The organism is Arthrospira sp. PCC 8006 (genome assembly GCF_046480465.1).
GTDB lineage: Bacteria > Cyanobacteriota > Cyanobacteriia > Cyanobacteriales > Microcoleaceae > Limnospira > Limnospira platensis.
This window is the reverse complement of sequence record NZ_PKGG01000215.1, coordinates 1-8,867: the sequence shown is the minus strand read 5'-3', so window position 1 is coordinate 8,867 and position 8,867 is coordinate 1. Positions and strand designations below refer to the sequence as shown.

The following is an 8,867-nucleotide window of genomic DNA, read 5'->3' as shown; positions in this document are numbered from 1 at the left end:
CCACTAGTCACGGTGTGGATATAGAGACCGCGACAACTAAGAGTGTTATGACGAAAACGAGTTAATGACTACGTGTGTATATAGCTCCGAAAGTTGAGGTCATAAAGCAGGGGGTTGTAGCCCTGTTCCCACTGACAAAGGGGTATCCACATCAGGAGCCGTATGAGATGAAAGTCTCAAGTACGGTTTTGAAGTGGAGTTGGGGAAGGTGACTTCCCTTTCGACCATAACAAAATGCTCTTACCGTGAACCATGACTACCTACTGTCAAAAATTCATTGTCCAAGCAACCTAAAAAGAGACCTGAAACAATGGCTCAAAGCWGGCGTGCTAGATAACGGTGTATTTGAGGATACAGAATCAGGGACACCCCAGGGAGGGGTGATAAGTCCAATACTCGCCAACATCGCACTGTTGGGTATGGTTAGGTTAATTGAAACAATGTATCCTAAAGAAAAAGGGGTTAAAGTTAAAGCCACCTTAATAAGATATGCCGATGATTTTGTAGTGATATCATCATCACTAGAGATTATTGAACAGTGCAAGACTGCAATTTCTGAATGGCTAAAACCTGTAGGACTAGAAATAAAACCTGAAAAGACTCGAATCTGTCATACACTCAAGCCTATTGAGTATGACGGTAAGACAGAGAATCCAGGGTTCGATTTTCTAGGATTCAACATCAGGCAATATCCCGTAGGAAAATACAAATCTGGGAAAACAGGTGGGACAGCAAGCCGATTAATCGAACATAAAACCCACATAAAGCCCAGCAACAAAGCAGTTAAAGCCCACACAGAAGTGATAAAAGGTGTAATTAAACAACATAAAACAACACCTCAATCAGCCCTGATTAGTAAACTAAACCCGATTATTCGGGGATGGTCTAATTATTACTCAGCGGTAGTCTCAAGTGAGACCTTTAACAAACTAGACCACATAATCTGGCAAATGTTACGGGCATGGACAGTATCAAGATGCGGAAAGGCAAGTCACGAAAAGCTAAAAAATTATTTCAGACATGGAACGATTAAACTTAGCAATGGGAAAGAAAGACACGAAGATTGGTTGTTCCAAACCAAAGATGGGTTACATCTATTCAAACACAACTGGACTCCAATTGTCAGACATACCTTAATACGTCCTGACGCAACACTTTATGACGGAAATTGGACCTACTGGGCAACCAGGAAGGGACGAGCAATCGATACGCCAAATAGGGTAGCAAAACTACTCAAAAAGCAAAAAGGTAGATGTACCTGGTGTGGGCAATACTTTACCCCATCAGACTTAATTGAAGTAGGCCACGTTGTACCTAGAAGCAAAGGCGGAAAGGATGAATACAAGAATCTTCAAATATTACATCGCCACACCCGCGACAATAAAACAGCTCTTGATGAAAGAGATGTTGCTGTACTCTTAACAAAGAGACGGTCAAACTAGGAGCCGTATGAGGTGAAAATCTCATGTACGGTTCTGCTGCTGAATGGGAGGGGTAGACCGTGAGGTCTATCTCGACCCCTAATGAGTTTAAAGCCAAAGGGAAGTCAAATCACGTGCATTGCCATTTATGAGGCCATCCGAACTGCTCAGTTCATCCGCAATAAAGCCGTCCGTTTCTGGATGGATAATTCAGGAATTGGGCAGAAGGATTTGTATCGCCTAGCGCAAAACACGCTCGAGATGAATTTCCTTTTGCTCGCGACTTAAACTCCAGTGCCTGTCAAGCTTCCATTGAAAGAGCATATTCGGTGATCGCAAGGTTCTACGATAACTGCCGGAAAGCCATTCCAGGAAAGAAAGGCTTTCCCAAGTTCAAAAAGAACAGTCGTTCAGTTGAATACAAGACTTCTGGGTGGAAGCTATCAGAAACTCGTAAGAAAATAACCTTCACCGACAAAAAAGGCATAGGCCAGCTTCAACTCAAAGGAACATGGGATTTACATTTCTACCCGCTCGAACAAATCAAACGGGTTAGGCTTATTCGTCGTGCGGACGGCTACTATGTTCAATTTATGCTCAAAGCGGATGTTAAAGTAGATAGTCAGCCCACGGGTAAAGCGATTGGTTTGGACGTAGGATTAAAGGAATTTTATACCGATTCTAATGGTCAAGCGCGAACCTAACCCCATTTTATCGAAAGGGTGAGAGCCGCTTGAAATTTAGACAAAAGCGTGTTTCTCGCAAAAAGAAAGGCTCATCCAACCGAAAGAAAGCGATTAACCAACTAGGACGAGTACACCTCAAGATAAGTAGGCAACGTGTTGGCGAAGCCTGCGCGAAGCGCATAGAACACGCCAAGAGACTGGCGCGTTGCGTAATCCAATCTAACGATTTGGTCGCTTATGAAAACTTGAGGGTAAAGAATTTGGTTAGAAACCACTGTCTCGCCAAGTCGATTAATGATGCTCTTTGGTATCAATTCAGGAAGTGGCTAGAGTATTTTGGGGTTAAGTTTGGCAAGGTGACGGTTGCCGTTAACCCGGCTTATACTTCCCAAGAATGCTCTAACTGTGGTGCAGTGGTCAAAAAAGCCCTATCCACTCGAACTCATGTTTGTCAATGTGGGTTAAACTTGGATCGCGATAGGAATGCTGCGCTCAACATCCTGTTCGCGCAGCGTTGCGCAGCAAAGTCAGCCTTGTGTACGCTAGGGCATAGCGGAACATGGATCTTATACCCGAACGCTTCAGGAGATTCGACCTATACTATGGCTGGAGCAATCCTGTCAAAGCAAGTTGGGTCTATGAATGAAGAATCCCCTCGCCTTTAGGCAAGGGGAGTGTCAAAGGATTATCTGATGCAGAATATTTCCCTTGACGAGTTGATTCCCAAACTGCAAACTCCAGAGGAACGGGAATTGGTTTTGGCTTTGGGTTATCAGGTGATTAGCTCTAGTGCTAGGGTTACAGAGGAGCCAATGATTAATGATGAAGAGGCACGCGCCTATCAAAAATTGCTAGAATTGCTTAATCTTCCCGAAGCCAGGGTTAAGGAATTAGAAGCAACAGTTGACGCTCAACTTCAAAAATCTGAAGGACTGGTGAAGTCAATGAGTCGTCAATTAGGGCAATTTTTTCGGGAAGTCAGTCAATAGCTATAGTTTCGGCTACTAAATGATGGATGCAATTAATGATTTGATCAAACAGGCTCACCAAGGTAGTGTGGTCGCCATAGTTGAGGTACTTAATTATTATCTGGCGGAAAGTCAGGTAATAATTAGGGCTGTTTTTGTGGGGGGTATTCTGCAATTACTTTGTGAAGGAAAGAAAGCAGAATATCTGGATAAATCATATTTAGTCCGTGAGATTAAGGAAGTTTTAGAGACAATTGCTCCCCGGAAGATTCGCCGAGTTAGCATCCATAGTCGTGTCTTTAATCAACATCAATTACTGTGGTTAGAGGATATTCTGGAGAGTCCAGATAGTGAACTGCTTTGGTCAGAAAATATCACCCTAAAAAAACCACATATATGGGCGGGATTACCGGGTTATCCTAGTGGGGGACTAATTGATAGTTATCCATCTCAGGAATTGGTGGAAAAGCAACAAGTAAACCGGGGTATATTAATTGCTATAATCAGCATAATTGTATTATTAATTGTGGGGGGATTTGCTGTTTATCAATGGCTAATTTTAGCGGTTCCTCAATGGTTTAAATCGGATTCTACATCGGTGACACCTACTCCCAATCCGACAATTTCTGATGATGTATTATCGGATGAAGAGTTGTTTAAACAGGCTGTCCAATTGGCTGAAAATGCTGCGGCTTTAGGGAAAGATGCAATGACTGAGAGTGAATGGTTAGAAATTGCGGACAAATGGCGGGCGGCGGCTGATTTAATGGAGGCTGTATCTCCTAGCTATCCTCGCTATGCTACGGCTCAAAATCGGGTGGCTTTGTATCGTCGGAATCAGGAAATAGCTTTGTCGGAAGCGAGAAGTTCTCGGTAATCTAATCAGCATAATTTGGTGGAGTGAGGGGATAATTTAATGCGTAAAGAATATTATAAATTGGTGCGCGATCGCATTCCTGAAACGATCCGACAATCTGGAGGTAAGCCGGAAATCAAGGTTTTATCTGAGGCGGAATATCGCATAGCTTTACGAAATAAGTTAAGGGAAGAAGCCGAGGAAGTTCAAGAAAGCGATGATGCTAGTCTATTGGAGGAATTAGCAGATATTTTAGAGGTGGTTGAATCGTTGAGGAAAAGTTATAACATATCCGATGAGCAGATACAATTAAAAGTTGATGAAAAACGAGCCCAGCGAGGTGGTTTTGAACAGAAAATAATGTTATTATGGACTGAATAAATTTCGGATAATTAGTCAGCTATTATCACACCATAATTTGAGATATATAAATTCTATCAGACATAGAAAATAACTGGGCGATTCAAGCAATTAACTTATTAGTTAATAGAAACATTATTTTAGGGTATCCAGATGGTAGATTTCGCCCCAATGCACCTGTAAATAGGGCTGAGTTTGCTACGTTAATGTGTAGGATGTTTGATGACGCACCGATAATTCAGGAGGCGATCGTCTATAAAGATGTTGCCGATAACTATTGGGCAAAATCGAATATTGAACAAGCGACTCGCCGAGGTTTTTTTGCCGGCTATCCTGACGGTACATTTCGCCCACAGCAACCTATTCCTAGGGTGCAAGCCTTAATTGTTTTAGCGGCACATCTACAGCATAGAATCCCTGAAAACCCGGAAGAAATTCTCACACAATATTTTGATGACGCGGCGGCAATCCCCAATTATGCTAGGGAAAGAATTGCCGCTGGGGCGATTGAAAATTTAGTGGTTAATTATCCAGAAGTTCGACAACTCAAGCCTAATCAAAATGCTACTAGGGGTGAAATCGCGGCTTTTTTATGTCAAGCCTTGCGACCTAGAAATGTGGTGTCTTGGGAATATATCGCCTATAGTAATTTATTCGCAATTACCCCTCAATTTGACTATGCGGCAAAATTTTCAGAAGGATTAGCTAATGTCATCATTAATGGTCAAAATTGCTTCATTGATACAGAAGAAAATATCGTGATCACTTTGGCAAGTGATATTATATCTGTGGGGACATTTTCGGAGAGAATGGCTAGTGTCAACATGGATGATAAAAGTGGATATATTGACCGGGAAGGTAGACTAGCAATTCCTGCCAAATTTAGTTTGAATCCTGTCTATTATTTTGCGGAAGGTTTGGCATTGGCTAAACTTTATGATCAGACAAAATGGGGATATATTAATAAATCAGGTGATTGGCACATTATAGCTAAATTTGATGGTGGGGGTAGCTTTTCCCAAGGACGGGCAAAAGTTAGGATCGGATCTGAATGGGGATATATTGACCGGGAAGGTAACTCGATTATTGAACCTAAATTTTCAGAAGCTGGGGAATTTGCGGAGGGTCTAGCCCCAGTTAAATTAAATCATCAATGGGGATATATTAATCGGGATGGTGATTGGGTAATACAGCCAGAATTTGGGCGGGCTTAAAATTTTATTTATGGAGTTGCTAAAGTTGTTAAAGGCGACCAATATTATCTGGTTGATAACAGTGGAAATCTCACGTCAATTGTACCAAATTGGTTAGGATATTTACAATTTTCTGAGGGATTAGCCCCCTGGGGAACTGGAGAAGGGAAGGTTGGTAATTTGATTCAACCTCTGCGTTATGGTTATGTAGATACTACGGGAAAAACAATTATTCAACCTCAATTTTATGGGGCTGAACCTTTTTCTGAGGGGTTGGCTGTAGTACAGTTAAACGGTTACTACGATGGAGGAAGCTGGGGGGAAGCAAGTCAAGGAATGCCTCCAGAATCTTTGATAATTGTTCGCGGGGGGAAATATGGATATATTGCTAAACCTTGAATATCATCTGATGTTGATGAGATTAAAAGAGTTTTCAGTGGTGATAGCTTCGATAATGCTGAGGGGAGGGTGAGTTAGCGAGAAGGGAAAATACAGTAGTGTGTAGCCAGGGTCAAGAAATGATGTTGATTGGTGCTAGTTTTAGCTTAAACTATAGTTAAAATTAATTCACATTCGATTAAACAATGGCTATTAACAGGGTTAGAGTCGCTAAAGATAAAGCAGACCTAGTGCGAGATTTAACCGAATCCGAAAACAAAAGCGGCCCGTTTCAGACCTATGCAGATGTAATAGTATTCGCCGCCTCTGTAGGTATCCGCCACCAAAAGCGAGTACCGATTGAGGCTGTTTCTCAGAGAGATCCCGCGCCTATTTCCCTAGAGATATTCATTTCGAGGGGTTATGATTGGGTAATTAAACTGATAGCGATCGCCCATACTAAGGACAGCAAAACCATCTCACCTTTTGACCCAGAATTGGAAGCAGAAAGAGTGAAAATTTTTGAAGAATTTGCCAATGGTGGGCTAGAAATTTTACGAGAAGAATTTAGGGGGGCGGTAGATTATGGCGATCGCCTGTTATTATTGCTGATGTCGGAACGCGATCGCTTCAAAAAACCGGAATCAGAATTTGATCTGAGTCAATTTTTAGGCTAATTCAGCGGCGGTCACTCTTACCGTTGTATGCTTCTAGGATCGAGGGCATCTCGGAGACCATCTCCCAGTAAATTAAATGCTAAAACGGTTAAAATAATCAACAATGCTGGCGGCCAAATTAGCCAAGGTTGTAGCACCAAAATGGAAGCATTAGTAGCAGAAGAAAGTAAATTCCCCCAGGAAGGATATGGCTGTTGAATACCCAAGCCAATTAAACTAAGCACGGACTCAGAAATAATAAAACTGGGGATGGTCAGGGTAGCCGAAATAATCACATAGGTAGCTGTTTGGGGGAGTACATGACGGATAATAGTATAAATTGGTTGAGCCCCCATTACCCTAGCCGCTTGGATAAATTCGCGTTCTTTAATAGAGAGAACCTGTCCCCGAATGACTCTAGCTAGTCCCGCCCAACTAATAAATGAAATTATAATTACAATTAGTAAAAACCTTTGGGCGCTGGAAAGTTGGGGAGGAAGGACTGCTGCTAAAGCTACTAATAAATAAAGTCCGGGAATGGTCATTAAAACTTCCACTAATCGCATGGATATAGTATCAATCCAGCCACCAAAATAGCCGGAAATTCCCCCAACCAACATACCCAAGGGGAAAGCAATAGCAATTCCGACTAAACCGATACTGAGGCTGATACGACTACCAAAAACTAAGCGACTCAACTGATCGCGGGCTTGTTCATCGGTTCCTATGAGGTTAATATAGGCTGGACCCACTACGCCAAAAAGATGAAGGTCAAAGGGAATTAAACCTAAAATTTTATAGGGGTCTCCTTTGACGAATAACCGCAGAGGAGAAGGTTGTTCCCAGTCTACTATAGTTTGTCTTTGACCTGTTTCAATATCAACGGGTCCCTGAGTTGTGGGATAAACATGGAGTCCGATAAATTCTCCTTGAGGGTTGACCCAATGAATTGGGGTGGGGGGTAATAGGGATCCGTCTAATTGGGAATTATAGGGATTATAGGGAGCGACAAAATCAGCAGCGATCGCCATAATATAAAACAGAATCAGTATTCCAGCGCCCAATTTTGCCAAGGGATTTTTTTGTAGTCTTTGCCACCATTTCATAAACTTATTAACCTCACCTGCATATCTATCTATAACATCTGATGTTAGCATAAGAGATTACCGCTGGTGGGGGTTAATGACATTACAGGTCAATCCCAGCAGCATCTTTATCCATTCCCATCATTAGTGATTTCGGAAACCTGTAAGTTAGGAGAGTTGTCGATATCTTGGGGAAGATTAGTAAAAAAGGAACCGGCTTGGGGTGGTAACTGAGGGTTAAGGATGATTTCAATAATGCTCTTAATTACCCCAGTGATGAGAATAGCTAAAATTACTCCTAATAAACCACTAACTTTTCCTCCTAATAAGATGGCTGATCAAATCACTACCGGACTTAATACTGTGAGAATAGTATGACTCAAACCCCTATCCTAACTGCGATAATCGGGATTTACTTAACCCAATAGTCGTACCGTCACGCTCAATATGCACTCCATTAAATCTTAGCATACGGGACGATTGGTGCATATCCTTTAGCAACAAATCTTAATTATTGACGGGTTAATCAATAAACACAACTTAATCAATCTGTCAAATACCCATACCACCCCCCAACCAAACACCGATAGGGTAACTCCCTTGTGATAGCAGTCAATGGCAAGCCTATCGGTTCGTTCCTCACCATTGACTGCTATCACGTCGGTCGCACCCCCAAGAGTGTTTGTTTCGGTTGGGGGGGAGGGTATGTTTCAAAATCAACACGATAGCCGTAGGTAGCCGTAGAGGGGAACCTTCTAAGTAATCAATGTACAAAGATATTAGGCTGTCTTTCTATGGACTAGACCTATAGGTAAACCTATGTGCGATCGCTCGCAAGGTTATCTATGGGTCTGATTCATAATCTCCGGTGAGGGGAAACTATGAACTATCATCTACCGGAACCAACCCGATACCCCCAAACAACTTTTCAACTGGTGACAATTACCGGGATGGGACTCGATACCCACATAATCCTCAGCAAGTTTCCAATCTTTGTTGGCAATCACCCCGTGCGGAAACCGATACCAACATAATCAGTTCACCCCCAAAATCTTAGYCGTAGGTTGTAGGTAAAGCTATCTGTTAGGGGTAAAGTAGTTCTGGGTATTATCTGGACATGATAGGGTAAGCATTCATATAAATTTTTAACAGTCCGTTGCAACAGTCCGTTAGCCAAAAAATAAATAGACACCCCCATAGTCAGAAACCATAGGGGACCATTTAAGTTATTGGGGTAGCTGTTAGGTGTTAGCTGTTAGGTGTT

The 8,867-nt window shown here is 42.2% G+C and carries 8 protein-coding genes and 2 pseudogenes; 9 read left to right on the top strand and 1 reads right to left on the bottom strand.

All coding sequences use genetic code 11. From position 1 onward, the window contains the following. Positions 1-245: 245 nt before the first annotated feature. The 9 genes and pseudogenes from B9T16_RS22530 to B9T16_RS22490 all read left to right on the top strand — a co-directional run bounded on the left by B9T16_RS22530 (position 246) and on the right by B9T16_RS22490 (position 6,539). Positions 246-1,442, top strand: a complete 1,197-nt coding sequence (locus B9T16_RS22530; protein ID WP_410245824.1) for a group II intron reverse transcriptase — start codon at positions 246-248, stop codon at positions 1,440-1,442. Between the two features lie 81 nt (positions 1,443-1,523). Further along, positions 1,524-2,772, top strand: a pseudogene (locus B9T16_RS22525) (RNA-guided endonuclease InsQ/TnpB family protein). Between the two features lie 27 nt (positions 2,773-2,799). Continuing rightward, on the top strand, positions 2,800-3,096 hold the full coding sequence (locus B9T16_RS22520) for a hypothetical protein (RefSeq protein WP_006616419.1): 297 nt from the start codon (positions 2,800-2,802) through the stop codon (positions 3,094-3,096). A 19-nt stretch (positions 3,097-3,115) separates the two neighbouring features. Continuing rightward, entirely contained in the window at positions 3,116-3,952 is an 837-nt protein-coding gene (locus B9T16_RS22515; protein WP_006616420.1) for a hypothetical protein, read from the top strand. 39 nt (positions 3,953-3,991) lie between these two features. Further along, the gene (locus B9T16_RS22510; RefSeq protein WP_006616421.1) at positions 3,992-4,312 is read left to right on the top strand and encodes a nucleoside triphosphate pyrophosphohydrolase; all 321 of its coding nucleotides are present in this window, start codon (positions 3,992-3,994) and stop codon (positions 4,310-4,312) included. A gap of 50 nt (positions 4,313-4,362) precedes the next feature. Next, positions 4,363-4,479: pseudogene (locus tag B9T16_RS22505) on the top strand (S-layer homology domain-containing protein); the annotation flags it as partial. Positions 4,480-4,506: 27 nt separating this feature from the next. Then, the gene (locus B9T16_RS22500) at positions 4,507-5,505 is read left to right on the top strand and encodes a WG repeat-containing protein (protein WP_006616422.1); all 999 of its coding nucleotides are present in this window, start codon (positions 4,507-4,509) and stop codon (positions 5,503-5,505) included. A gap of 159 nt (positions 5,506-5,664) precedes the next feature. Further along, a complete protein-coding gene (locus B9T16_RS22495) occupies positions 5,665-5,883 on the top strand; it encodes a WG repeat-containing protein (protein ID WP_006616423.1) in 219 nt (72 codons plus the stop codon). A gap of 185 nt (positions 5,884-6,068) precedes the next feature. After that, a complete protein-coding gene (locus B9T16_RS22490) occupies positions 6,069-6,539 on the top strand; it encodes a DNA phosphorothioation-associated protein 4 (protein ID WP_006616424.1) in 471 nt (156 codons plus the stop codon). Between the two features lie 17 nt (positions 6,540-6,556). On the opposite strand, the gene B9T16_RS22485 is transcribed toward B9T16_RS22490, so the two are convergent. Next, positions 6,557-7,675: an ABC transporter permease gene (locus B9T16_RS22485; protein ID WP_008052013.1), complete on the bottom strand. Its 1,119-nt coding sequence runs from the start codon at positions 7,673-7,675 to the stop codon at positions 6,557-6,559. Positions 7,676-8,867: the final 1,192 nt, after the last annotated feature.